Annotated in this window: 27 protein-coding genes; 3 read left to right on the top strand and 24 right to left on the bottom strand. The window is 40.3% G+C overall.

Annotation, left to right across the window (positions count from 1 at the left end; translation table 11 throughout):
• Positions 1-109: 109 nt before the first annotated feature.
• The 10 genes from ACIZ62_RS17640 to ACIZ62_RS17685 all read right to left on the bottom strand — a co-directional run bounded on the left by ACIZ62_RS17640 (position 110) and on the right by ACIZ62_RS17685 (position 9008).
• Positions 110-1477 carry a phenylacetate--CoA ligase family protein gene (locus ACIZ62_RS17640; RefSeq protein WP_414150800.1) on the bottom strand — a complete coding sequence of 456 codons (1368 nt, stop codon included), beginning with the start codon at positions 1475-1477 and terminating at the stop codon, positions 110-112.
• On the bottom strand, positions 1474-2118 hold the full coding sequence (locus ACIZ62_RS17645) for a TetR/AcrR family transcriptional regulator (RefSeq protein WP_111888697.1): 645 nt from the start codon (positions 2116-2118) through the stop codon (positions 1474-1476). The genes ACIZ62_RS17640 and ACIZ62_RS17645 overlap by 4 nt, the downstream gene beginning before the upstream one ends.
• A 144-nt stretch (positions 2119-2262) precedes the next feature.
• Positions 2263-2694 (bottom strand): hypothetical protein, encoded by a 432-nt coding sequence (locus tag ACIZ62_RS17650; RefSeq protein ID WP_414150801.1) that lies wholly within the window; start codon positions 2692-2694, stop codon positions 2263-2265.
• Complete coding sequence (locus ACIZ62_RS17655; protein ID WP_414150802.1) at positions 2678-2893, bottom strand: helix-turn-helix transcriptional regulator; 216 nt, start codon at positions 2891-2893, stop codon at positions 2678-2680. The genes ACIZ62_RS17650 and ACIZ62_RS17655 overlap by 17 nt, the downstream gene beginning before the upstream one ends.
• A 300-nt stretch (positions 2894-3193) precedes the next feature.
• Entirely contained in the window at positions 3194-3388 is a 195-nt protein-coding gene (locus ACIZ62_RS17660) for a helix-turn-helix transcriptional regulator (protein WP_014357582.1), read from the bottom strand.
• A 4-nt stretch (positions 3389-3392) separates the two neighbouring features.
• On the bottom strand, positions 3393-3713 hold the full coding sequence (locus ACIZ62_RS17665; protein WP_111888695.1) for a hypothetical protein: 321 nt from the start codon (positions 3711-3713) through the stop codon (positions 3393-3395).
• A gap of 174 nt (positions 3714-3887) precedes the next feature.
• Positions 3888-4871: a DUF3089 domain-containing protein gene (locus ACIZ62_RS17670; RefSeq protein WP_414150803.1), complete on the bottom strand. Its 984-nt coding sequence runs from the start codon at positions 4869-4871 to the stop codon at positions 3888-3890.
• A gap of 213 nt (positions 4872-5084) precedes the next feature.
• Positions 5085-6890 (bottom strand): sensor histidine kinase, encoded by a 1806-nt coding sequence (locus ACIZ62_RS17675; RefSeq protein WP_111888693.1) that lies wholly within the window; start codon positions 6888-6890, stop codon positions 5085-5087.
• The gene (locus tag ACIZ62_RS17680; protein WP_111888692.1) at positions 6890-7579 is read right to left on the bottom strand and encodes a response regulator transcription factor; all 690 of its coding nucleotides are present in this window, start codon (positions 7577-7579) and stop codon (positions 6890-6892) included. The genes ACIZ62_RS17675 and ACIZ62_RS17680 overlap by 1 nt, the downstream gene beginning before the upstream one ends.
• A gap of 118 nt (positions 7580-7697) precedes the next feature.
• Positions 7698-9008 carry a hypothetical protein gene (locus tag ACIZ62_RS17685; RefSeq protein ID WP_111888691.1) on the bottom strand — a complete coding sequence of 437 codons (1311 nt, stop codon included), beginning with the start codon at positions 9006-9008 and terminating at the stop codon, positions 7698-7700.
• Between the two features lie 153 nt (positions 9009-9161).
• On the opposite strand from ACIZ62_RS17685, the gene ACIZ62_RS17690 reads away from it, so the two are divergent.
• Positions 9162-9881 (top strand): MerR family transcriptional regulator, encoded by a 720-nt coding sequence (locus ACIZ62_RS17690; protein WP_111888690.1) that lies wholly within the window; start codon positions 9162-9164, stop codon positions 9879-9881.
• A gap of 94 nt (positions 9882-9975) precedes the next feature.
• Here ACIZ62_RS17690 and ACIZ62_RS17695 read toward each other — a convergent pair whose 3' ends face one another.
• From ACIZ62_RS17695 to ACIZ62_RS17750, 12 genes are all read right to left on the bottom strand, one after another.
• The gene (locus tag ACIZ62_RS17695) at positions 9976-10842 is read right to left on the bottom strand and encodes an AraC family transcriptional regulator (protein WP_242988509.1); all 867 of its coding nucleotides are present in this window, start codon (positions 10840-10842) and stop codon (positions 9976-9978) included.
• A 280-nt stretch (positions 10843-11122) separates the two neighbouring features.
• On the bottom strand, positions 11123-11368 hold the full coding sequence (locus ACIZ62_RS17700; protein ID WP_162624517.1) for a hypothetical protein: 246 nt from the start codon (positions 11366-11368) through the stop codon (positions 11123-11125).
• A complete protein-coding gene (locus tag ACIZ62_RS17705; RefSeq protein ID WP_414150804.1) occupies positions 11328-11654 on the bottom strand; it encodes a hypothetical protein in 327 nt (108 codons plus the stop codon). The genes ACIZ62_RS17700 and ACIZ62_RS17705 overlap by 41 nt, the downstream gene beginning before the upstream one ends.
• 68 nt (positions 11655-11722) lie before the next feature.
• On the bottom strand, positions 11723-11953 hold the full coding sequence (locus ACIZ62_RS17710) for a helix-turn-helix transcriptional regulator (RefSeq protein WP_414150805.1): 231 nt from the start codon (positions 11951-11953) through the stop codon (positions 11723-11725).
• Between the two features lie 423 nt (positions 11954-12376).
• Positions 12377-13120, bottom strand: coding sequence for an ABC transporter ATP-binding protein (locus ACIZ62_RS17715; RefSeq protein WP_414150806.1), 744 nt, complete (start codon positions 13118-13120; stop codon positions 12377-12379).
• A gap of 11 nt (positions 13121-13131) precedes the next feature.
• A complete protein-coding gene (locus ACIZ62_RS17720) occupies positions 13132-15462 on the bottom strand; it encodes an ABC transporter permease (RefSeq protein ID WP_111888685.1) in 2331 nt (776 codons plus the stop codon).
• A complete protein-coding gene (locus ACIZ62_RS17725; protein ID WP_111888684.1) occupies positions 15425-16777 on the bottom strand; it encodes an MFS transporter in 1353 nt (450 codons plus the stop codon). Before ACIZ62_RS17725 ends, ACIZ62_RS17720 begins: the two co-directional genes overlap by 38 nt.
• 83 nt (positions 16778-16860) lie before the next feature.
• Complete coding sequence (locus ACIZ62_RS17730) at positions 16861-17484, bottom strand: TetR/AcrR family transcriptional regulator (RefSeq protein WP_111888683.1); 624 nt, start codon at positions 17482-17484, stop codon at positions 16861-16863.
• Positions 17485-17687: 203 nt separating this feature from the next.
• Entirely contained in the window at positions 17688-18170 is a 483-nt protein-coding gene (locus ACIZ62_RS17735; protein WP_111888682.1) for a flavodoxin, read from the bottom strand.
• A gap of 141 nt (positions 18171-18311) precedes the next feature.
• On the bottom strand, positions 18312-18860 hold the full coding sequence (locus tag ACIZ62_RS17740; protein WP_111888681.1) for a DUF6144 family protein: 549 nt from the start codon (positions 18858-18860) through the stop codon (positions 18312-18314).
• 189 nt (positions 18861-19049) lie between these two features.
• A complete protein-coding gene (locus ACIZ62_RS17745; protein ID WP_111888680.1) occupies positions 19050-19883 on the bottom strand; it encodes an AraC family transcriptional regulator in 834 nt (277 codons plus the stop codon).
• 90 nt (positions 19884-19973) lie between these two features.
• Positions 19974-20426, bottom strand: coding sequence for a DUF3795 domain-containing protein (locus ACIZ62_RS17750; protein ID WP_111888679.1), 453 nt, complete (start codon positions 20424-20426; stop codon positions 19974-19976).
• Positions 20427-20720: 294 nt separating this feature from the next.
• Here ACIZ62_RS17750 and ACIZ62_RS17755 point away from each other — a divergent pair, with 294 nt between their 5' ends.
• Together ACIZ62_RS17755 and ACIZ62_RS17760 are read left to right on the top strand one after the other, a co-directional pair.
• The gene (locus tag ACIZ62_RS17755) at positions 20721-21239 is read left to right on the top strand and encodes a TetR/AcrR family transcriptional regulator (RefSeq protein ID WP_414150807.1); all 519 of its coding nucleotides are present in this window, start codon (positions 20721-20723) and stop codon (positions 21237-21239) included.
• A 23-nt stretch (positions 21240-21262) separates the two neighbouring features.
• A complete protein-coding gene (locus ACIZ62_RS17760) occupies positions 21263-22021 on the top strand; it encodes an alpha/beta fold hydrolase (protein WP_111888677.1) in 759 nt (252 codons plus the stop codon).
• Positions 22022-22089: 68 nt separating this feature from the next.
• On the opposite strand, the gene ACIZ62_RS17765 is transcribed toward ACIZ62_RS17760, so the two are convergent.
• A complete protein-coding gene (locus ACIZ62_RS17765) occupies positions 22090-23463 on the bottom strand; it encodes an aldehyde dehydrogenase (protein ID WP_414150808.1) in 1374 nt (457 codons plus the stop codon).
• Between the two features lie 8 nt (positions 23464-23471).
• Positions 23472-25208, bottom strand: coding sequence for a GGDEF domain-containing protein (locus ACIZ62_RS17770; protein ID WP_414150809.1), 1737 nt, complete (start codon positions 25206-25208; stop codon positions 23472-23474).
• Positions 25209-25322 lie beyond the last annotated feature (114 nt).

Below are 25322 nucleotides of genomic sequence, written 5' to 3' on the forward strand. Positions count from 1 at the left end.
TCTGACCTTTCTTGATCTATGAAGCTAATTGATTTAAACTCTCTATAGGATCTTTATTTTGATCTGGATATCTGCGTCCGCTAATTTTGCAAGGATTGAGTCTCCAAAATCACTCAGTTTTATTAATAATATGCTTAAACTTTCCACTTTGCGGATGCTGCACCGGTGTCAAATCAGAAAAAGAGAGATGGGCAGTCGTCACTCCATGACTGGCCAGAAAAGCCGATAGTTTCTTCTGCGCTTCTTCAAATAAGCGCTGTGGATCGTCGCCGATCCCGGGTGTGATTCTCAATTCAAGCTTATTCTCTCCTTCAGCAATCAGTTGAAACCGAATGATCCCATGGATTTCTTTCAGCGTTGCATAAATAGCCAGTGGCGAAATTTTAATCATCTTGCCATCTTCGTGAAAAGTCAGGATGTCGTCGGTACGTCCCTCAAGGGTCAGCCAAGGTGACGGATTGTTGCAAGAGCAGGGTTCATGATGCATAATCATCCGGTCAGTAACCTCGTATCGAATAAAAGGCTGGGTATAATTAGATAGGTTGGTGATCAGGATTTTATCTGACTGTACCCCATCCGCCACCGGTTCATTCTGATGGTTAACCGGCTCCACAATGATCCAATCATCATTAATATGAAAATGTTTTTCCGGACATTCACACGCAATGGTTCCGCCTTCAGTACAAGAATAAGAGGTTTGAACGGTACATCCAAAAGCCTCTTCCAAGGAACTTCGCAGCTGCGGACTCAGGTATTCGCCACCGGTCATGATTAAAATTGGCTGAATCTGTAGCCGCCCCTTTTTCCGTTCATCAATCAGCAGTTCCAGAATGGTCGGATAGCCCCCCAACATCGTCGGTTTAAAAGCATTCAACTCAGCGACGATCCGAGCAATCGGATATAAGGCACTGGTTACGCCAAACTGTCTTTTTTTCCAGGGCATCGATAATAAGCGCGCCCGGACCGAACTATTTCCCAAGTAAAAACCACCGGTAGCAAACACTCCCATGGCTTTTCCGCCGCCTTTTATAAAGGCCATAAAATCTGCTTTTCTGGCAAAACTTCGCATCATGTTTATTCCGGTCATAACATTATTGGTGGATTGATCATATAGAGCGACCAAGGGGTTTCCCGTAGAGCCGCTGGTGGTAAACACCAGATATTTTCCTTTGATTTTTCGTCCGATATTGTCCAAATCTTTCAGGAAAATTTCTACTTCATTTAAGGTAACATCCTTTGTCGTTATCCACTCATCAAAATGCGCCATCAGATCGACCTTATTCGTTGGTGGTAAATCACTTAGCTTAAAATTCTCTCCAATATTTTGATAGTGCGCTTGATAATAAGGGCTGTTTTGTTCTGCATAATCAACCAGACGATTAAGCCGTTCTGCTCTAATTCTGGCCTTGTCTAAATCACTTTTTTTCGGATATCGGGAACAAAGCCAAATTGACTTGATTAAACTAATTTTTTTCATGACGATTCGCCTTCCTTCACTACTCCATTTAACATAAAATCAAGGTACTCTTTTATTTCGGCTTTAATCTCTGCTGAACGCTCGAAAAATAACTCTGGGGTCTCTTTATACCGCTCCAGATATTTGTTAATAATCGCCCCCAGATATAAAGTTATAGCGTCTTTTAATTTTTCGCCATCAATATCTTTTAATGTAATAGCAGCGATGGCTTTCGCCATAATCTCCTGTGATTTCTTTCGCGTACTGATCATATAGCGTATCATCAGTGCATTTTTTTCTTCAAGTATTTTAGTGCTCATTTCCCGGGCCGCCATATTGACCAACCGCATTTCATTGGGATATTCTTGGCACAATTTAAATTTTTCATCGGCATAAGAAAAGATAATCCCATAAAAATCTGATTGATTTGGTTTGTGGATATCTCTAAGAAGACGTTTCAACGCAACTTCCAGGCAATAAAGATAAAAATTTTTCTTGTTATCAAAATAATGAAACAAGATCCCTTTGGAGATGCCACCGTTTTTTGTTATTTCATCGGTACTGGCATCCATATAGGATTTGTTCGAAAATTCCGCAATTCCGCTTTGGATGATGGCCGCTTTTTTTTCATCTGATACTTTTTCAAAAGATTCAATTGACATAAAAACCTCCTTTGACTAGTGAGTCAATGCTTAAGTAAATCATACACCCTATTGACTGACAAGTCAATAGGGTGCCCTTATTTGATCTTTTTTATCCAATATCAAGAATTATTTAAAGACCATCCGTCCTTCCAAACATCGAAACTACATTTCCCGATCATATTTAACTCGATAATATACCCCATAAAATACAACGAACAAATATGCACTAACCAACAATAACACAATAATCAAATCAACCCCCATTAAAGCAACTGTCAGTAAAAGTGCCCCAAACACAGGGATCATAATATCATAGGCTTTGGCTTTGGCACGTCTGGTAATTGCGATATTTCGCTCATCCTTTTTATCAATTTCTATTTGTTTTTCAATATCGGGATGATTTTTTATTGCTCTCTGACTAATTAACTCTCCCATCCCATGGCCAAAAATACCACACCCAAGACCAATACAAACATATGGTAATGCCAACAGCAACCCATGGGGATCAGACAACAGTTTAACCAGGGCCAGACCTGAAATAAGTAACATTAAACCGATGATGACAAAACCTACATTTCTAAACTGACGCTTCATTTTTCTCCTCCTCATAGATAAAGATATCTTCAATACTCATTTCAAAATACCGGGCAATTTTAAAAGCTAAAATAATGGATGGATTATATCTGCCATTTTCCAGTGAACCAATGGTCTGCCTTGATACTTCAAGGGCCAAAGCTAATTCTTCTTGTTTAATACCATTTAATTTCCGGATTTCTTCCAGTCGATTCTTCATGATCATCTCCCTTACACGGAAAGCTTGCTTTCCATATGTTCATCATAACAGATTGTTCTGCTAATGTAAAGCTTGCTTTCCATAAATAACGATCCTTTATAGCTGAGCTTTTAAATCAAAAAAACCACCAAGCCTAAGACTGATGGTCACGTAATTGCTATACAAAAGATATCTTTTATAATCACACTTAATTTAATTGTTCTGCTCGTATCTGTGTTTATAATTAATACGACCAATTTTTATTTAATGTCTGGCTAAATCGCCAAACATCATTCAAACGTCATCACCCATCAATCAATCTCACTCTTCCAAGCTAAAAAGCTCTTCCACTGTAGATTCTAACAGCCTGGCCAGTTTCATGGCAAGTTCCAGGGTTGGATTATACTTGTTATTTTCGATTGCATTAATCGTTTGTCTGGTGACATTTAATTGTTTAGCCAAGTCCTCTTGTCTCATTTTTCGGGCTTTTCTTAACTCTTTAATTTTGTTTTTCATATTATCATTTTAAACCTAATAAAAATAACGGGATAAACAATCCAGCCGCAAGAATTATCACAAAAGCAATAACAAATCTACTGATATCTTTTTTCCATCCTTCATCATCTACCTGCTTACGATAAAGTTGTCTTGCAAAAAAACAAACGATATTCTGACCACATATAATGTAAAATGGTAATTGCCAGGCTCCTCCGGTAATATTTGCAGCTATCATCCATATTCCTAACACTAATAACGTAAATGCATAACCCCATCGCATACTTTTTAATGCAATATCTTTTTCCATTTCATCCATATCACCAGTTCTTCTAATCTTAAACATAATCAACCTCCTAAAATGTCAAATTCTTTTTACATTCTAAGCCTAACACTTTTTTTAGGAAATGTCAAATGTTTTTTACATTTACAATCATTTCTTTCTGCCGCATGAGCATAAATTATTGTTCCTCAACACTTTCTTCATTATCTACTAAAGGTAAAGCGATCTTAACCATTCTCAGTTAAAATAAGCATTAATTCTAACGGCAATATTTTCTTTAATATTCTCATAAAAAAGGGAATAATCATCCGGATGATAGATACCTTCTATCGGATAAGATGAAAGGATAGATAGATCGGCCGGTTCACAAACAAGACCGTGATCCTTAATCTGAGCTGACGTAAAATTTTTATACAAAGTAGGCGAATACCCCTCCTCGGAAAAAAATACCGATCCTTTATTTTCGGATGCCGGAACAACTATCCCATCTTCCCGGCTACTTTCCCAAGATAACGGATTTGTTACAATGGCACCTTCCAATATTTGTACCGACTCACTTTGCCGTCCGTCTTTCAGGGAATTATAAGAAATAAAGCAACCGATATCCGTCGGATTTTCACACATCCTGATCTTCGGATTCGCTTCAATATCGGATTCAGTCACACTAAAACCAATAATATAGGTAGCAATCATCCGATCTTCAGCACCTGTCGTTCCCCATATTTTAGTCAACAGACTGATCAACGTGCTCGATCCCTGGCTATGACCGGCAATGATAAATGGCTTCCCATTGTTGTAATTCTCCAGGTAATATAAAAACGCATCTTTGACATCTTCTTCAGCTACTTGTAAAAAACTGTCAAGGTTTTCCGTGTTATTAAAACCATCCTTACCGACCTGCCGATACATCGGCGCATAAATATTTGCCGAATCCGCAAATACACTCGCCTGGGTTCGGAGCGGTACTTGTGATGCTTCCACCTGCTCTGGATCGCTGATATCCTGTAATCCGTCACCTTGATAAATCGTCGGATAAACATAAAAAACATCAACATCATGAGCATTCGCATCTTCTGGGAGCGCCAGCCAATTACTTTCTTTGGCATAATCAACTTGATTCATCTCATTTTGACTAACTTTTTCACCACACCCAACAAGTGATAACATCACCAGCGGAATACTTAATAACACGATATACATTTTCTTTTTTAACAATTTCATCCCTCACTTTACCTTTCACATTTTAGTTGATTGCGAAAATTTTGCGAACTTTAAGATCTCTTTCGCAATTTCCTATTTTTAATTTAAACGCTTACCTTTTCACTATGAATTGCAGTTGCCTGAAAGACCATTTTACTTTATTATAATCGTTTAACTATAATAAAAATGAAATCTTACCATTTGGTAAGATTTCATTCTAGTTTTTGCAGAGCTTTACACCCGCGGTAAAATAATTTTTATTATTGTACCTCTATTAATCTCACTTTCTACCTGTAATTTCCCGTTTAAACTATCAACAATTACTTTAACAACACAAAGACCAAGTCCGGTTCCCTCTTTTCTTTTACTGACATCGATTCTGAAAAATGGCTCGAAAATTCTCTTAATAAATTCAGAATCCATTCCGATCCCATTATCTTCGACGCTTAAAGTAATTTCTTTGTCCGCTTTATAGCGAACCCATACCGTCCCCCTAGCTTTATTATACTTAAATGCATTATCCACCAAATTATAAAGCATCCGATCAAAGTGAAGAGGTTTGATTGGCAAAAAACAATCTTCTCCGGAAATCTCGACAACAAAATTTATGCTGTGCATTTTACCATAATTTTCATATTGCCTTTTCATCATGATTAATCGATTTTTAACACTGGTCTGATAATCCGTATCTACTAATATTTCTGTATTTAAATAACAATTAATATTATCCGTCATTTTTTCCAGTTCCAATGTTGCTTCCAGACTTGTTTTTGCATATTCTTTTTTTTCGGCTTCGGTTATTTCATATTTTTCGATCATTTGATTATTTAACTTAATGATTGACAACGGTAATTTTAGATCATGGCTGATCCCTCTGATAAGCGCGATTTTTTCATCGGTAATTTCTTGTTTTCGATACGCCTCAAGCTTATTGATATAGGTCATCAGGACAACAAATAAAAAGCTTGAAAGATAAATTAAATTCCCAATTTGCGGACTGAATACCATCTCGGAAATATATCCACGACTATAATAGCCCACAGTGATTAATATTCGATACAAAACCGTTCCCGAAAAAATACTATATGTCGTGATAAGCAACAGACTGTAAGGGTTACCTTTGATATACGCTTGCGCACCCATAATCACGATCAGCAAACTTCCAATAAAATGCATCATTACCAATAACGCCAAATACTGCGTAACAATATATCCCAATTCAAACGTAACAAAGATCCCGAGATATAAGATCGCCGTAACTTTTTTGACTTTAAACTGAAACAAATCCCAAAACAGCACTTGGCATAAAAAGAAACTCACGATCCCGGTAACACTATCATAATAAAAATAATTTCCTGACGTTATGCCTAACAGATCCCTGAACAATGGCAATTCACCAATGATCATACTTTTAATCACCGCCACAATACTGAGCAGTAAAAGGATCCGCATGTAACTGACTCGATCTTTATAATAAGCAATGGCACTAACAACTAAGATCATTCCAAAAAAAATGAACATCACCGTATTATACATTGTCCTTAATCCTAAACTGTCTCTGACTTCATCTTTTGATCCAATAATAAAAGCTACCTCATTATTTGGTTTGGCGATTGGGGCACTTTTGACCAGTTCGATTTCAGCAATGCCGATGCCATCATTCTCTTGATAATCGTTTTTTTCAATCTCAAACACATCATAAGCAATCTCTTTTCTCGCTGTTTGATTGTGATTTTGGCCTTTTAATTGCCCATTAACATAAAGATCGTATTCAGTATAAGCATCTTCATAAATGATTGATAAAACCAGACGCTCGGTTGACTGAATAACAAGTTTAAAGCGATTATCCGAACGATCTTGAAGCAACACCGTTTTCACCTCATCACTTGCGATGTTTTCAGCAATCATCACACCTTCACTTGATTCAACCGCATCGGTAAACTGCAAATTAATTAAATTAAGTCCACTAAAAACAATCAAATTGATAAGTACACTGAGAACGACTACTAATCCCGTTTTTTTGATATCGCCCGATTCCATTATTCTGACCTCTGGCCGATTAAAACAAGACGATATCCTTTTCCGTAAACAGTTTCAATAATAACACACTCGCTACCAATATCCGCTAAATTTTTCCTGAGACGTGCGACCATCGTTTGCAAACGAAAACTCTCATCAACCCCAGGATTCAACCATTCGATGGCTTCTTTTTTGTCAAGATAAGTATTTTCCTGATATTTTTGATACAACGCTTTAAAAAACTTTGCTTGACTGGGCTGAATCGAAAACGTTTGACCATTGCATGTCAGTTGATTTGATTCCATATCAAAAATAACATCGCCCGCCTGGCAAACTTTTTGCTGCGCTTTGATTCTTCGTTTTATCGCTCTTAATTTGTATATCAATTCATAAAGATCAAATGGTTTAGTGATATAATCATCGGCACCATTTTCATAAGCATTGGCTTTGCTTTGTTTATCATCTAAAGCGGTAAGCATTAAAATGAAGTTATCCGGGTTCATTTTGAAAAAAGGAATTAACTCATATCCGCTACTATCTTTTAACATAATATCAAGCAGAATGATTTGTGGGGCTTCTTTTAAAAAAATGTCTTTTGCCTCTTCAACTTCAGTTGCACCAAAAGCCGCATACCCTTCTTTTTTTAACAGGTTTATTACACTTTTGTTTAAAGCCCTATTATCTTCGACGATTAATACTTTTATTTGCATGCCCTTCCCCCTTGTTTAAGGTATCGTTTGACACGGTCTTAATGAATCCCACCCCGTTTTAAATTTTAAACCGTCAGTTTTTCTAACCAGCTTTTTCTAACTTCTATTGTACCATTAATTATTCCGAGGTTTTAGTATTTTTCGCATCATTTCTTTCTGCCGCATGCGTTGAAATATAACCGATCAGTTCTTCTTCTATTAAAGCAAAGAATTTTGAAATCGTCTCACGATCGCTTTGACTTCCATAAAGATTGACGCAAAAAGTCATTTTATCTGAAAAAGTACTTGCGGACATTTGAAAATGGGGATGATATTTAATTGAGCCGCACACGATCGCATTGGAAACCGGAGATTTCTCAAAATAAAGCTGTTTTGAATCCACTATTCCAAGATTAGTCATACATATTTTAGGATTATTCAACGAATTTTTTAAAAGTTGATCACTCCTTTTAGGAAAAAATTTGAATAACAAATCCAGTTTGAGAAACGTATTTAATCCTAAATTCCCTGATTTTTTTGCTGCCATTTCAGTATTTATTTTATTTAAGGTCTGACTGAAGGTTTCTCCCGGCACAACTGCAATTCGGATCGCAACTGTTGATGAAAGATTTGTCACCGCCTGAAATCCTTTGTCTGCTAAATATCTGCGCATATCAATCATAATTGGAATATTAAAGGGTTTCCCATTCATATCCAGCAATCCCGAAAGCGCCCGAAAGTAGGCGGTCAAGATCACATCATTGATTGTGACCTTATCGTTTTTAGAAATATTTCGAAGCTCCCGATAAAGAGACGCATCAATTTCATGGGTGGCAATAAAAGGCACTGCATCCTCTGATTTGATCAAAGGAAATTCACAGTCACTATTTTGGTTATTGTCTTTGCTTTCAAACAAAAGCGCCGCAATTCGAGAAAAAAAGTTAACTGACTGCGTGATTTTTTTGAAGCCACGCTCTCCATCAATAACGTAGTCCGGTAAATAATCCGGTTCTTTTATCAGATGCGAATAAATATCTGATAGCAGATACACACATTGTTTGAATCCCGCCCCATCACAAACCATATGGTTCATGACAATTGATACTGAATCCCTGTCGGCTTGCATCAAACATACCTTAATTTGCGGGCCAGCCTCTGCATCTGTTTTAGAAAAAGTGAATCGGTCAAAATCATCTTTTTCAAAAACAATCGTAAAAATATTATCCCAGTTTTCCGGTTCCATCTCTTCCCAATATGAATTTCCAGCCTCATTTTTATATGCTTTTGATAGCATTGGTATCGTTTTTACCAATAAGTTCACCGCTTTTTGCATTACTGTTGCATTCACTTTATTCTCGAATTGAATCACCCCGTGAAGTTGATGATCATTAAACCCCGTGATATCGTATAAATATTGAAGTTTATCAAATATTTCCGCTTTAACTTTCATGTTTTGCTCCTTATTTTAAATTATCATACTCGTTAAATTTCATTTTGAATAGTATTAAGTATTACTTCTCACATTCTATATCTGATCTAAGTTTCTGTCAATACCTTTGACAAGTATTAAGCAATAGTTTATACTTTATATGAGGTGATTGCTATGAAAAACAATACAAACGATTTCGAAAAAAAAATTCCCATGCGTGAGCTGGAAAAATTAACGTCGATGAACCGATCCACCATTAATTATTATATTAAAGAAGGCATTTTACCGTTACCCCAAAAATCTGCCAAAAACATGGCTTATTATGATGAAACCTTCGTCGAAAAATTAAAACTAATCGAAATCATGAAAAAAGAGCACTATTCTCTTGCCCAGATTAAAAAACTTATTAACAGTGAATCTGGTACGATCAATGATTTTTGTTTTCAAATTCTAGAATCTGTCAATAAACTTCTCCCCTACGGAGTCGATGAAAATCTGGTAACAAAAAAACAACTTTGCGACATTGGATTAGACGAAACGCTCATTAACGAACTGATTGAGATGAACATTATTATTCCCGACAATACCGATAACACCCTATTTCCGGCCTACAGTTTAACCGTATGTCAATTCATAAAATATTTTACCGATGTTGGCATACCGCTTCCTATTGTAGAAGAAATTATCAATAAATTGAAAGAGCTAGCTTATCTCGAAAAAGATACATTTATTGATTATATCCGCAATCCGATGATCGATAACCATCTATCTCCGGAAAAGCAAAAAACTGAAATCGATCAATGTATTCTGAACATCAACGCCTTGTTACCAATTTTGCATTTGCAATTTTTAATACTCCCCACCAGAAATTTGCTAAAATCCACCCCCGATTAATTCCGACCACAAACAAAAAGACCACATATTCTGATGAACATATGGTCTTCTTGCTGATTCGTAATTTTTCTCATTGGAAATATGACCGAAATTATTATTTGATCTTTTTCACTGCGATCCAATTTTCACATCGCACTTTTGAACGATCCGACAAGTCACCAATAAAACAGATTTCCGGCGCATCAACCAATTCATAGTCCGAGGAAGGTAGCCACTCAGCAAAAATCTGACCCCAGGTCTTCTGCATTACCTTCGGAAACTCACCTTCTGATATAAAAATAGCCCACTTCAACGGCGGCACGTCCACCACATCAAAACCTTCAAATGAATCCTCCAGCGTGCTAATTACCCCAATCATATGATCAAGATTGCCCTGTTCATTCATTCGCCCTTCATCAAAATTAAACGAAGCGCTCATCGGTTCACCAGGTTCAATGTTTGCATAGGAATGCATGGTTTTCCGCTGGATCGGGGTGATTCCTTGTGCTAATTCAATAATTTCTTTGTTCTCTCCATTAAACACAATGGGCACCCTCTTTTTAAACCCGACCATTTTAAACGCTTCTTTTTCCTCAATTTGATAATCCATATCAACACCTCCATAAATAGCTAATTGAAAGGTCAGTTTTGGAAATGCTCGGAACTGTGTTGTCTTACTGATCTCCGATGGACTGATATTACACCACTCTTTGAATGCCCGCGAAAAACCATCCACTGAGTTATAACCATATTTAAAAGCCATTTCGGTGACCGAAATCTCTTTATTCTGAAGCTCAAAGGCCGCATTTGAGAGCCTTCGATAACGAATGTACTCATTTAGCGGCATTCCCGACACAAATGAAAAGATTCTTCGAAAATGATATTCTGTAACACCAGCAATTTTTTCAATTTCATCAAATTCAATGGTTTCATCCAGATTATCTTCGATATAGTTTAGCACTTCATTCAGACATTTTAGCATCTCCTCATCTCCTTTCATGATCTATTGTACTTGAGAATTTCGATAAGTGCCCGATATGGACGGGACGGCTTTAGTCGGATCATCACAAAAATGCAACCTTTTTTTATTTCCAAGACTTTTAGAAAATTGCATCACTTTCCAGTCTTCTCAAGAATATGATCAAAAATCAGTAAAATCATTCTTTCCATCAATCGCATGAAAAAATACACTATACATGATTGTGCCATGCTGATTACTTCCATATCTTAACTGATCCTAACTCCGAAGATCTAAACGCTCTTCAGCCAGCCTTCCAGCACTTGCGCCCGATTCGAACCCATCGGAAGTTCTTTCCCGCCGGCGGCCTCGCCAGCCCGGATATAAATGACTTTTTTGCTCGGACTGCCACCCGGGGATCATGGGTAACCGTCATGATGGTCATCCCTTTGTCATTCAAAGCTTCCAGAATGTCCAGAACCTGGTCGGTGGCTAATGTAAAAGCGCGGCTACATTTCCCGATCGTACTTGAAGCGATAATATATCCCATAAAAAACAATAAATAAATACGCACTAACCGATAACAAAACAATGATCAAATCCACTCCCATTAAAGCAAATGTCAGCAGCAAAGCACCAAACACTGGGATCATGATATCATATGCTTTTGCCTTTGCACGTCTGGCAATCGTGATATTTCGCTCATCCTTCTGATCAATTTCAATTTGTTTTTCAATATCCGGATGATTTTTTATCACTTTCTGACTGATGACCGCTCCTATACCTTGTCCAAAAACACCACATCCAAGACCAATGCAAACATAAGGCAATGCCAACAATAACCCCTGGGGATTAGATAGTAGTTTGACTAGGGCAAGTCCTGAAGCAACTAATATTAAACCGATTATGACAAAACCCACATTTCTAAAGCTTCATTTTTCTCCTCCTCATATATAAATATATCTTCAATACTCATTTCAAAATACCGGGCAATTTTAAACGCTAATATAATTGAAGGATTATATCTGCCATTCTCAAGCGAACCAATTGTCTGTCTTGACACTTCAAGAGCCAAAGCTAATTCTTCTTGCTTAATCCCATTTAATTTTCTAACTTCTTCCAGTCGATTCTTCACGTTCATGCTCCTTCAAACGGAAAGTCTGCTTTCCATACATCCATCATAACATCTTGGTCTCCAAATGTAAAGCGTCCTTTCCATAAATTGATTATACTTGTTTTTTCTACTTCATTAATTATTTGTCTGATCGCGTTTATTTGATCGATCAAACCCGCTTATTTCATTTTCAGAACTTTTCTTAACTTTATGAATCCGTTTGATCCGATGTTGATGACGGCATGAAAAAACTCGACTTTTACCAATTAGATTGCTTCCTTACTGGCGCGCAAAAGAGCACCATATTGACTGATCTGTCAATATGGTGCTCAAAATCATCTCTGCTATTCAGGTATTATTTTTCTTTTTGATAAACCCCATGGTGTTCATCAAAAATATAACCATTGGCTAACAAGGCTTTTCTGTAGCCCCGTCAGGCTAATATTAAACACGCTTCAACCAGTCCTCCAGCTCCTGCTCCCGATTTGCCCCGGCCTGGAGTTCTTTCTCGCCGGCGATCTCGCCGTCGCGGATATAAATGACTTTTTTTGCTCGAACAGCCACCCGGGGATCATGGGTAACCGTCATAATCGTCATCCCTTCGTCATTCAATGCTTCCAGAATATCCAGAACCTGGTCGGTGGCTGCGGAGTTCAGGGCGCCGGTGGGTTCGTCCAGAAATAGCACCTCCGGGTTATTGATCATCGCCCGGCAGATGGATGCCCGCTGCAATTGCCCCCCGGAAACTTCCCGTATATCCCGGCCGCCAAGCCCGTCAATATCCATCCGCTTCATCAAATCCCGGGCCCGGTTTCTGATGACTTGCGCTTTTTCTTTTTTAGCCACCAGCCCCGGGAGAATCAGGTTATCGAATAACGACAGATTTTTTAGCATCTGGGCATTCTGAAAAACAAAACCCATTTTGTTCAGCCGCAACCCGGCCAGGCTTTCCTCATTCATTTCGGTCAGGTTGATCCCATCAAAGACGATCCGCCCCGCGGTTACCTGATCCATTCCGCTGACACTATAAAGCAGGGTGGATTTACCTGAGCCGGAAGGGCCCATCACAGCCACAAAATCACCTCTGCCAATGTTAAAGGAGATCTCTTTTAAAATGCTTGTTGCAATCGCCGAATCTACCGGGGCCTTGACTCTAAAGGATTTACTGATCTGTTCTACTTTTATCATGACGGTCCTCTCTATTCCATAATTTGTTCTTTGATATGATACTGTTTGACTGCCCGAGTTACACCGATGACTGCAACGACAACCATCAGCAGCTGTACCGCTGGACAAATCAGATAAGCTTTCAGCGGTTGGATTAATAATGTCATTCGTGTTGCCCCCATCGATGACAGCATCAGGCTAAAGATCGCTTCACCCAGGGTATTGGCCAGCACCGTCCCAATCAAAATGCCAAGGCCTTGAATCACCAGAATCCGGATCGCCAGTTGGATGCGGATATCCCGGGTAGTGAAACCGATCGCTTTTTTTACCGCAATAGCACTATGTTCACGAGCCATGACCAGTTTTAAAAACATGACTGTGATTAGTGCGCTTATCATTAAGGCAATCACCATCGCCGCCGCTTCCACCTGACTCAGGTTATCGACAATCCCACCCAGGGTCTGGGCAATAAAGCTGGGCACCGGGGTGACCTTGATATCCGGCAGCCCCCCGCGCAGTTCATTGGTTTTGAGAGCCAAATCGACACCTTCGGCCAGACTCAGATACAGGATATAGGCCTCAACATCCTCATTGTTAAAGTCAATGGCGGCCTTGGCCGTTTTTCCGCCGTAGGTAATATCCTGATAAATCCCGACGACGTTAAAGTTCATGGTTTCATCACCATAAACCACTGCGAGCGCATCGTCAACTTTTTTCCCCAGTTCCGCGGCATTCATTGACGACAAAGCGATCTCATTTTTGCCAACCGGTGCCTGTCCCGCCAGATAGACAAGCGGGAAAACCGATTCATCGCCGCTTTCCACCCGGATGTTCACCCCTTCACCCTGGTCGTTTTCGGCCTGAACATAGCCATTTTTATAAATGGCATATTTCTCAATATCAGGATCATTCTCCAGTATCGCCAAAACCCGCTGCTGCTGCTGAGTGAGCTGCGGTGAATACTTAATATCGATCCGAATATCTGATTCACCCACCCCCATATAGGTAATAAACGACGGATCCTGAATGGTCTGTTTCATATTCATTGGCAACAGCATCAAAAATGCCGAGAAAATAAAAACCAGCAAGATCACCCCATATTCCCGCCATTTACAGGCAAGTTCCCCCAGGGCGATAGTTAGATTGGGGTGTTTGAGGCCGGAGGACGGCAGCGTATAGTGCCCCTCCCGACGCCGTCCCCCGGCGCCCCGAAGCAGTTCTACCACGGTGCTGCGCAGATTTTTTTTGACAACCCGATGGCATCCCCAAGCCACCATGCCACTTAGGAGCAGCAGGCCGATAAACGGCAGCCCCCATTTTAGCCCTGGGCTACTCCCCATTCCGCAATAACGCACCACCGATACCGAAAAGAAATTACCAAATGGGATAGCACCCAGATAACCGATGATCCCGGCTACCCCCATCAAAATCTGATACTTCAACTGGTACAGGGTCGCGATGGCTTTTCCCGGAAAACCGATGGCCTTCATCTCACCAATGGATACCTGCTCATCGGCCATGGTTGCCCGGATAATAAAAGACAGGCAGAGCAGCGCCATAAAAATCAACAGCAGACTAATCGCGATGATAATCATAGCCACCAGGCCATAAGAAAACACATTAAAAAGATTAAGCAGACTACCGGTGATAGCTACCCCATTGGCGGGCAGCTCGGCCGCCCGATAGGCTTGCTCCAAAACCCCGGTATCCACCCCTTCTTTTAACAAAAATTCAAAGCTAACCTCCCATTCTCCCATGTGCTGACTGAGCGCTTCCTGATCGACCGGACTAATCAGAAACCGCTTCGAAGAGGTCATCGCCACATTCATCTGGGCATCCCGGATAATGGTGGCAACCTTTAACGCTTTGACAAAACCTTCCTTTTTGAGGGTAATTACATCGCCCGGAGCAATCCCCAGGGTTTCGGCATAATAAACCGGCACCCCGATTTCTCCATCCTTAACCGTGGCGATCTGGTTATCCATATCCAGCAAATAATCAAATCCCTCATTCTGAACCACAAAGCTGTTATCCATCAGTACCTTTTCAAGAGTTTCACCATGATAGATAATGTTAGCGTTATTAATCGTCAGCATCCTGACGGTAAGAAAATCTGCAATGCCGTCCTGGCTCGCCGCAAAACGATCCATAGCGGCGACTTCATATTCGCCCTTATGAATCTGCAGGTAATCCGGAGGCAGTGCCTTTTGGCCTAACCCATCATAAGAGGAAATCATCGTTCCCGCCACCCGCAGTCCACCGGCCATCAACAGCGCCGCCAGAATCAGAAAAACCGCCAGTGCCATGGTAATGGCGGGATTTTTTTTAAAGTCCTTTTGAATAAGACTTAGTAAAAGTTTCATGAGTAGTCTCCTTCTTTTCCAGGGTTCTGACACTTTTTAACCGGGCCGTCACTATTCCGGCCACGAGCAGTCCGATTCCGGTGATGATGATCAACAGAGCATTACCCCGTCCCACACCATAGCCGATGATTTCACCAATTTGAATGGCCAGTTTGCTGCTCCCCAGCATAAAAGGTTCAAAGATTAGATCTGATAAAATTCCCGCGGCGATAAAGGCCAGTATATAACCCATCTGGGTAATCAGACCAATCAGACCAAAAGCCCGGCCCTGAACGGTATTGTCCAGATTGGTTCGAATCAACACCTCCGCCCCAATTTGGATGGCTGGCATAAAGGCAAACATCATAAATCCAAACCCGGCTATCAGAACCAGGTTTTCACTGATGCCAATCAATGCAAAAAAGACTCCACAACCCAACAATCCCAACGATAGCATCTGCACATAAGATTTTGGATGTTTGATTATACTGATAATAAGGCTTCCTGCCATCATTCCCATGGCAATCACCGTGGTTAGAATCCCCAGCTCCCTTTCGCCGGCAATGGCTAGCACCAGCGGCTTACTTAACATCTGTACAAACCCCAGACAGAAGGTGGTAATCGTCATGATGGCAATCATCGTCATAATGCCCTTTTTGCTCCGGATAGCGGTGATGCCATCGCTCATTTCACTTATGAAATCCAAATTCGCTACTGCTCTTTTTCTGCTAACCAAACCTTTTCTCACAAAGGCGATGATCAAAACTGTGGTAAAAAACGTCAGCATATCCAATATGATCAAACTGCTCACTGGCGTTACCTGCAAAAGCAAACCAGCCACAGCCGGAGCAATCAGCAGCTTGGCACTGCTCGCCAACTGAACCATACCGCCAGCCCGGGCAAAATCCGCAGCGGATAAGAGATCAGTGATGGTGGCCTTAAAAGCCGGTTCTGTCAGAGCCGAAAAGACCGAGCTAATACCCGCGCCAACACAGATCGCCACCAGCGACGGGTAAGAACTCATCACCGCTACCAGACAGATCAGTAGTGCCAGTCCGGAAAACAGCTCACCCAGAATCATCATCAGTCGCCTGTCATAACGATCGGCCAACACCCCGCCCACCGGCGCCAGCAGTATCGCTGGCAGAAAGGCGCAAACGGCAAAGACTCCGGTAGCACTCACCGACCCGGTTCGATTTAAAATATAGATCGCCAATCCAAAATCGGTTAAGCCGCTGCCAATGCTGGAGATAAAAACACCTGCTAGCAGGACCTTGAATTTTTTCATTGCGGCGTTCTGATTTGGAAATCCTGCTATTATCTTTTGTTGCTTCATTTCTGTTTCTCCTTATTACATTCATTGACCGACCATCGGTCGATAGCTGGCTAAAAAATTTACAAATGCCGCCAACTTTTAAGTTAGACAAACATTTGTAAAAAGTCCTTCAGTTCTCCTTCTTTTGTCCCCAACATTCTTTCCATATTGGCCAGATAGCTCTGGATTTTTTCCGGATAGTCTTCTACTTCCCAATCCATAATATTGCAGTCAAAGAGCATATGACCAAGCAGTAAAATAGATTCAATCGTTTCCCGGGGATAATTTAAATGAAACAGATCGGCTTCAACCCCTTCGGCAACCGCATCTTCTAGTAGCGGGGTCATCCGTTTGAGCATGGCTTTGGTGTAAAACTGTTCCAGTTTGGCATTTTCTACCTTGTGCATTTCGTCCCTGATCGCCTCCGATCCTTCAAACTCCGGGGACTGGGCCATAATCGCCATCATCATCCGACTAATCAGCGGCACGGATTTGTCCTTAAGAATTTGTTCTGCCCGTTTGGCACCTTCTTCAACAATATTCAGAATAATCGCGGCCAGCACTTCTTCCTTGGATTTAAAATAATAATAGAAGGTGCCTTTGGCGATACCCACGATTTTTAAAATATCATTCACCGATGTCTGTTCGTAGCCCTTTGTTACAAATAACTCGCGGGCTACCATGAGGATTTCCTGTTTTCGGACTTCTCCTTCTTTGACTGTCTTCATTGAGTGCCTCCTGTTTTATCGACCGTCGGTCGATAACTAAATAATAAAATAAATCATGCGATCTGTCAAGATTTATTTTTAGCAAGGTATTGGGTTATTTTACTAATCCTCACGAGCAGAGAGGCAATACTGATCAGTAAGAACATGAAATAGAATTAAAGAAAACTTCCTTATCCGCAATACTTTGGATAAGGAAGTTTTTCTTAATTTTCAATCAGGGTTCTAATTTCTTCTATTTTTTCATCGATATTTGCATCCATCTGCTGGAGCGGTTCCTTAAATTGAAACGTGCCGACAATCGTATTTCCATTAAGACTTGCCTTCATTTTTTCAAAGCATTTGTCGGCTCCACCGCCTTGGTGGGTTGCGGTCAGAATAATCTTTTTCCCGATAATGCTGTAATCGTGAAGAAAGGTATTCAGTGGGGGTGTCCATGTTCCGGCCCAAATCGGTGTGCCAATGACCAGAACCTCATAGTGATCCAGGTCGATGGTCGGATTTGTTAGTTTAGGCCGTTCTCCAAAGGTCACACTTTTACCGCCCCATAAATATTTGCTAATTTTTCCAGTCGGGTATTTCTTTTGGGGAATCAGCCTGAATAGATCAACGGCCTCATTTTCGCCAATTTTCCGGGCAACTAAATCCATATTTCCTTGTAGTGAATAATAAATAACCGCAGTGTTCATTTTTCTATTGACCCCTTTCCGATTCACCCTTTAATTGTTTTATAAACTAGCTTATACCCATGAACCGCCAAGCCAAATCATTTTTGCACGCCAAAATTTCGGTTATGATCTTCTGTATTTCTTCTGATGATGTCTTAATCTTTACTTCCAGATATTTTTTTGCGGAATAATCTTCATCAGGCATTTATCATCACCCATTTTGATGCTTTTCAGGAGCTCCACCTCAACTTGACACTGAAACGCTTTTTCAAAAAGCACCTGGCTGTAACCAGTGGTACATTGACACCAGGTATCGGTTTCCAGGCGATCAACTCCTTCCAGCATGGGACAGGGACAAAAATGAAATTGCAGATAAAGTTCACCATTATCACTATAAAGCCCCGCCGCATTGGCCCGATCCTGATTCCCGAATTCTTCCAAACTCGCTGATGCTGCAACCAGCTCTTTTACCAGCGCCAATTTCTCATCCATGCCGTAGCCGCACTGACAGTTTCTCCGGATCTGTAAAACGCCAGCCTGATCGAATTGATTTTCCAGCCGTTCCATCGTCACTTTTACCCATGTCGGGTTATCCTCGGTTTTTACCTGTTTATCGGAGCCAAAAACGATTGCTTTGGCGATATCCTCATTGCTTTTATCTTTGACCGCCTGATAAATAACCTGTTCCTGCATTTTTCTGATATCAAACATATTAAACTCCTCCATTTTTGTTTTATTGATGGACTGATCGGCTTAATTGATTGCTGTATCTTTTCTATATAAGGTTTCACATTAAAGATTTTCAAAAAATCAAAAACAGACCTCTTTTAAACCGACCGCTGTCCCTTGACAATTATCATTATAAAAGAAAGTCTGCGTCATTACTTCTGAATTCTTGCGTTATTTAATGGGAATACACAAATCCATGATCACATGACTGTTTTCTCGATCAATCTTGCGATAAATATCAAGTCCATAGCGCTCATCCATTTTATAACCACTGTTTGGCAACCAGATATTAAAAATGCCCTGAAGACTCTCATAGATATCCTTGATCAACCCATCAAAGCGGTAAATGGCAAATTTTCCGCCCTCAATGCTGGTCGTATTCTCAAGCCTTAAGTTCGCATCAACGGTCATACAAAGATCATACAAACATTGGCTAACCTTGGTAATGGAAGGATCATCGTAAAAACGTTCAATAAGAAGGGCATCGCAATTGACATACGCTTGATACTTCGCAACAAAGGTCAACCACTGCTCTCCCAGGTCAAGATAATTTCCCAGATACCGCTCATAGATCACCCAAAAATCCGCTAACTCTCTGATCTCAATCTTCTGGTTGTATTCTTCAAAGGATTGAAATTTTGCCAGATGATCGGAAATATACGGATGCGGGGCACAGATGGCATTCACGGTTTTGCGAAATTCCGCCGGGGAAAGGTGATGGTGCTTCTTAAAGGCGGTGCTGTAATTTGACGAACTGTAGCCATAGGTCATCCCGATATCGGTAATCGATTTATTCTTGCCAAGCTTCATTTCAATGGCGCTTTGTTCCATTTTCAGGCGCTTGATAAAGGCATAGACCCCTTCACCTGTTTCGGCTTTAAAAATTCTGCAAAAATAATATTTGGACAAATGGCAATAATCCGCCACATCTTCGATTGTGATTTCCTCATTCAGGTTTTCAACAATATACTCAATCGCTTTGCTGACCAATTCATTTGTAACCATACCGCCCTTTTCCTATTCTTTAACTTACACATTTCGATTCATGTCCTCTGTCTTGCCATGTTCCCGGTGTTTTTTTAATACTCTGGCTAGTCAGGCGTCTTCTTCATTCCAGCGGTATCGGCGATTTTCTCGCAAAATCTCGAGATCACAATGCAGACAGAGACCGTTATGACAACAAATTGGTTCGCCACATTTGGGACACGCCCACTGTTTTTTTTCGCTCTCTAGAAAAGCTACCATCCCATTTTTCTGAAGTGCTTGGAGGTTTTTAATCATACTCATATGATATTTAGTCCGATAACGCTTATCCAATCCCTTTAATCGTTTACAAGGAAACTCACCGCATTCATAACAAAAACGAACCCGCCCATTTTTGAGTAACTCACACCGATCGCCCATGTGGGTGCAGTTTTCACCTCTGGGAATACAGCCGGGACAGTATTTTCGATTAAATCCCTGCTTTTTCAAATCTCCTTTTTTCATTTGATAGGCGACACACAAGCTGCAATTCATGCCACAGGGTGCGATCAGGTTATCTTCCATAAAAATTACCTCCCATTTATTTAAAATCTACTGATTTAACCGCTTATGACTCACGTTTTCCTATTTCTTTAGGTGAGTAACTCGCTTTATCAAATACTATAATTTAATTGGATCGCTGTCAATACTTAAAATTTTATCAGAATAACCGATGCGTTGACAAAAAAATAATTCTGGTCTATACTAATAATATGAATATATTTTATCTATATTCATATTATTGAGAGGTGAAGCGTGCCAAAAATATATTCAAACGAAAAACGACAAGAAATCAGAAATCAGCTTATGATCGTTGGCTTGGAACTCATCAAACAACATGGTCTAAAAAAAATGAGTATTCATGCGCTTACACAAAGCGTAGGCATTGCCCAAGGGACCTTTTATAATTTTTTTAGCTCAAAAGAAATGTTGGTTTATGAACTTGCTAATGCTTACCAGCAAAGCATAAATCATAAGCTTGACGAAATTATTAAAGCAAAGGGGCACCTTGAACGTAATGATTTGCGCGAACTATACGATTGCATGTTTTTAAGCGATGAGAATAATGTCTATCGTTTTCTGACAAGGGAAGATCTTCAGCTTTTATTCACCAGACTTCCCGGCGACTGTTTTCATAAAATGACCGATATAAAAGCAGAAATGGAAAGAAATTTACGCCTTGCGAGCGAAAAAAAAGAGCAATATGATCTCGATGCAGTCATTAACTGGATTCAGCTCATGAATCTCACCCTCCAAAATAAAGATATATTGGTAAAAGCCGGGATTGAGAAAATGATCCTCCAGCTGATCGAAAACATGTTAGATGAATTATTTTAGCAGACAACGAAAGGAATACAATGATGAAGTTCTATGAATACGGAGATAAAAACTTACCATCGATCATGCTCATTCACGGTGCCGGTTGGTCCTATTGGCTTTATTTACAGGAAGCCCGATTATTGCAGCATAAATACCATGTGATCTTACCGGTAATCGACGGACACGGCGAAGAAGCTGAAGTTCCTTATACCTCTACTGAAGAAATTGCCAGTCAATTACTTGATTACATTGATCACAACAATGATGGCAAACTTTTCGCCCTTAGTGGGGTTTCGCTGGGCGGACAGATCGCCATTGAACTCTTATCAAGAAGAGCGAACCTTGCCGAAAAAGCAATTATCGAAAGTGGCCTGTGTATTCCCCAGCCAGCTCTTTTGAAATACAGTCTCTTTGTCTATAAGCATTTTGGCAAATGGATGTTTTCAAAAAAATTTAATCAGTGGGCACTAACGATGCTTCCCAAACAAATGCATTTACCTGATGATATTGCCAAGTTATATTTGCGAGATATCCCGGCTGTTAAAGTAGCAACAATGAATCGGGTTTTTTACACCTATTACAAATATGAACTGAAAGACAGTTTAAAAAACAGCCAGAGCGATATCATTTACTGGTATGGTAGTAAGGAAATGAAGTGTATTAAAGCGTCCGGAGCGTTATTCCAAGCCACTGTTAAGAACTGTCAATTAATTGAATTGCCGGGTTATCGGCATTCCGAAATCAGTGCTTATCATCCCGAAGAATGGGTGGAAAGAGCTGAAGCATTTTTTAATCATTAAAACATGAGCTAACATTTGCAAAATCCACCTCATTCCAGCAGCAGCACGTATTCTTTTGCTAACCAGCCCTATTTCATTATTTTTTTTACTCGTTTGAGATGAGCATCATTAAAAGGTGGATACCTTAAGCAGATGTCAAGCTTGTTACTCTTTTTTAGTACACCTTTACAATGCGAAAGGGTCCTAAAACTCGCTTCACCATGATAGCTTCCCATACCACTTTCTCCTACACCGCCAAAGGCCATATAGGAGCTTGCCACCTGTACAACTGTATCATTAATACAGCCGCCGCCAAATGAAAGCCCATCAATGATGATTTTCTCGTTTTGTTTTGATGTTGTAAATAAATACAGTGCCAGTGGTTTTGGCCGCTGACTTACTTTTTTTACAACTTCACTAAGTTCGCGAAAGACAATAATTGGCAAGACGGGTCCAAAGATTTCTTCCTGCATAATGACATCTTCCCATCCGACAGGATCTAAAACAGTGGGTTCGATTTGATTCGAGAGCAAATTGGACTTGCCGCCAATGATGACATTTTGTTCATCAATTAAACCGGTTAATCGGTCAAAATGTTTTTTGTTTATTATTTTAGGGAAATCATTATTATTAAGCGGATTCTTTCCATACATCTTGATGATGTTTTTTTGCAACGCCTTAATGAATTCGTCCTTGATGCTTTCGTGAATCACCAAATAATCCGGTGCCACGCAGGTTTGGCCGGCGTTTAAATACTTTCCCCAGGCGATGCGTCTGGCAGCCAGATTGATATTGGCGGTTTTGTCGACAATACAGGGACTTTTTCCACCCAATTCTAAGGTTACCGGGGTTAAATGCGCGGCTGCTTTTGCCATAATCGTTTTTCCCACCGCAACACTGCCAGTAAAAAATATATAATCAAATTTTTGCTCTAACAATGACTCATTTGCCTCTCGGCCGCCTTCTGTAAAGCTTATGTAGCCGGAATCAAAATGCGAACTGATGATCTCGCCAATCAGCTTTGAGGTATGGGGTGAATAATTTGAGGGCTTTATCATTGCACAATTGCCGGTTGCGATGGCTGCGACTAGTGGAACTAAGCTCAGTTGAAATGGATAGTTCCATGGTGACATAATTAGCACCACACCATAGGGCTCTTGATAAACGCGACTACTTGACAGGAACTGCGTAATCGGCGTCTTGACACGCTTTGATTTTGCTAAACGCTCTATATTTTTAAGCATAAATCCGATTTCTTCTAAAACAATGCCAATCTCGGTTGCATACGCTTCAAACGCCGATTTGTTTAAGTCCTTTTTCAGTGCCGCCATGATTGCCAGTTCATTCTTTTGAATGGCCTTTTTTAACATATTAAGTTGTTTTTTCCTGAAATTAATACTTTTTGTTTCACCACTTAAAAAATATGCTCGTTGGTCATCGACTACTTTTTTTATTGAATCCATTTGATTACCTACCTCTTCAAGACCGGCGAAGGAACCGACCCGATTGTTTTATTTGCCTTCGACGCAAGCGTTGCTTTTCGTATTTGCTTTATTTCAAGTTTATCCGCATACATTTTCTGATCCACATGATGATAAAACCGGGTTATATTCGCCCAGGCCTCAGCCTCGTAAACATCCGTACCGATTGCCACTTCAAGGGGATACTCAAAATGGCTGGCGGCCCGTTTAAGCTGTTTTCTCAGCTGGAGAGAACTGAGCTTAACAACCGTTTCGGTGGTATTTTCGATCAAGATGGCAAATTCATCGCCACCAATTCGATAGCACACCCCCTCCGGCCTAAACGCCTCATCCATCATTGTAAAAAGGGTCTTAATGGCGACATCCCCAGCGGTATGGCCATAGTGATCATTGATGTATTTCAGTTCATTTAAATCCAGTAGTACCAGTCTAAAAGGTTCTTCTTTATTTCTGATTTTTTCAAAATCCCGTTCAAATGCCGCCCGGTTGTTCCCACCGGTTAAAACGTCTTTGTAGGCAAGGGTTTCATAAAGATCTCGCTCCTTCTGACTCTGAAGACTCCTTTTAAAATAAAGATAGGAATCCAGCAACAGCAAGCCAAAAAAGATAAGACTGCCGATTCTTAAAAAAATCGATGTATAGTCAAATTGGTTGGTAAAAAAGGCAATCCCTTCAAGCATAACACTAAGGAACAATACACTCATATATTTAAAAAATTGTATTGCATTCTGATTTTTTTCTTTAACAATCTCGGACACCATCAGCAGCACAAACACGATGACATTAAAAAAAATGACGAAATACATGAGGTTCATGATCTCAATAAATTCACTGAGCCCCCATCCCTGTAAGAGTATTTCGGTAATTAATAGACCCAGGTACAGCCCCGCCGTTACCTGCATCACCCGTTTGTCCCGTAGTTTCACAAAAATTGTTTCTTTCACATACAAAGAAAAAAAGCATCCCATCAACGGCACCATCAGGTAGCTGATCCCTCCGATAATGTATCGATTTCCTGTGAATAGTTGCAAAATTCTGGCCTCCGATAAAATCAGGACACTGGTTGATACAACTAGTAAACCTAAATAGAAAAAGCGATTGTCGGCGAGACTCTTTGAGAAAAAAGAAAAAATAATCGAAATCATCCCCATGATGAATAACACCAGAAAAACGACAAAACCGCTGAACCCCTGCTTAAACACATAATAAACCAGACTCGAATCTTCTCCCAGGATGACCTTATTAATATGACCTGAAAAAGCAGTTACCCCACTTTTTAACACCAGTTTTAAGGTTTTTCCCTGAAAACCGGAAGGAAGCTTGAACATCACCCAGGTACTCGCCGCCGGAACTGCTATTCCCCGGGCAACAGGTTTTTCCGCGCGATGGATTTCTTCGCCATCTAAATAAACAATCATATCCTGCATTGATGATCGAAGCAGCAGATAATTCATCTGATTGGCAACCTTTGGAAGTATTACTGAGGCCTCATACGTAGCACCCGGTTCAACCTCAAGGTCGACCGGCAGACTGACGCCCGACTCCTTCACTTCGTTATAACCGACTGTCCAGTTTTTAGAAAGGATTATCACATTTTCTCCAATAACACTAAGATCCTCATTACTGTGTACACTCGCTAAAAAGAGCACCGTCACAACAAAGATCAATACAACCGATATGACGACGCTCTTATTTCTTTTTTCTGTCTTTCTGAGTTCGCTTTCCATTCTATTCTCCTACTGAAATAACTAAATGACAGTGCATCTAACTAAATACTATAAATTAGTTGGCTGCATCTGTCAATATTGACTGCCCTAACTATTGCAGGAGTGCCTAGAATC

The organism is Acetobacterium carbinolicum (genome assembly GCF_047456275.1).
Classification (GTDB): Bacteria; Bacillota; Clostridia; order Eubacteriales; family Eubacteriaceae; genus Acetobacterium; species Acetobacterium carbinolicum.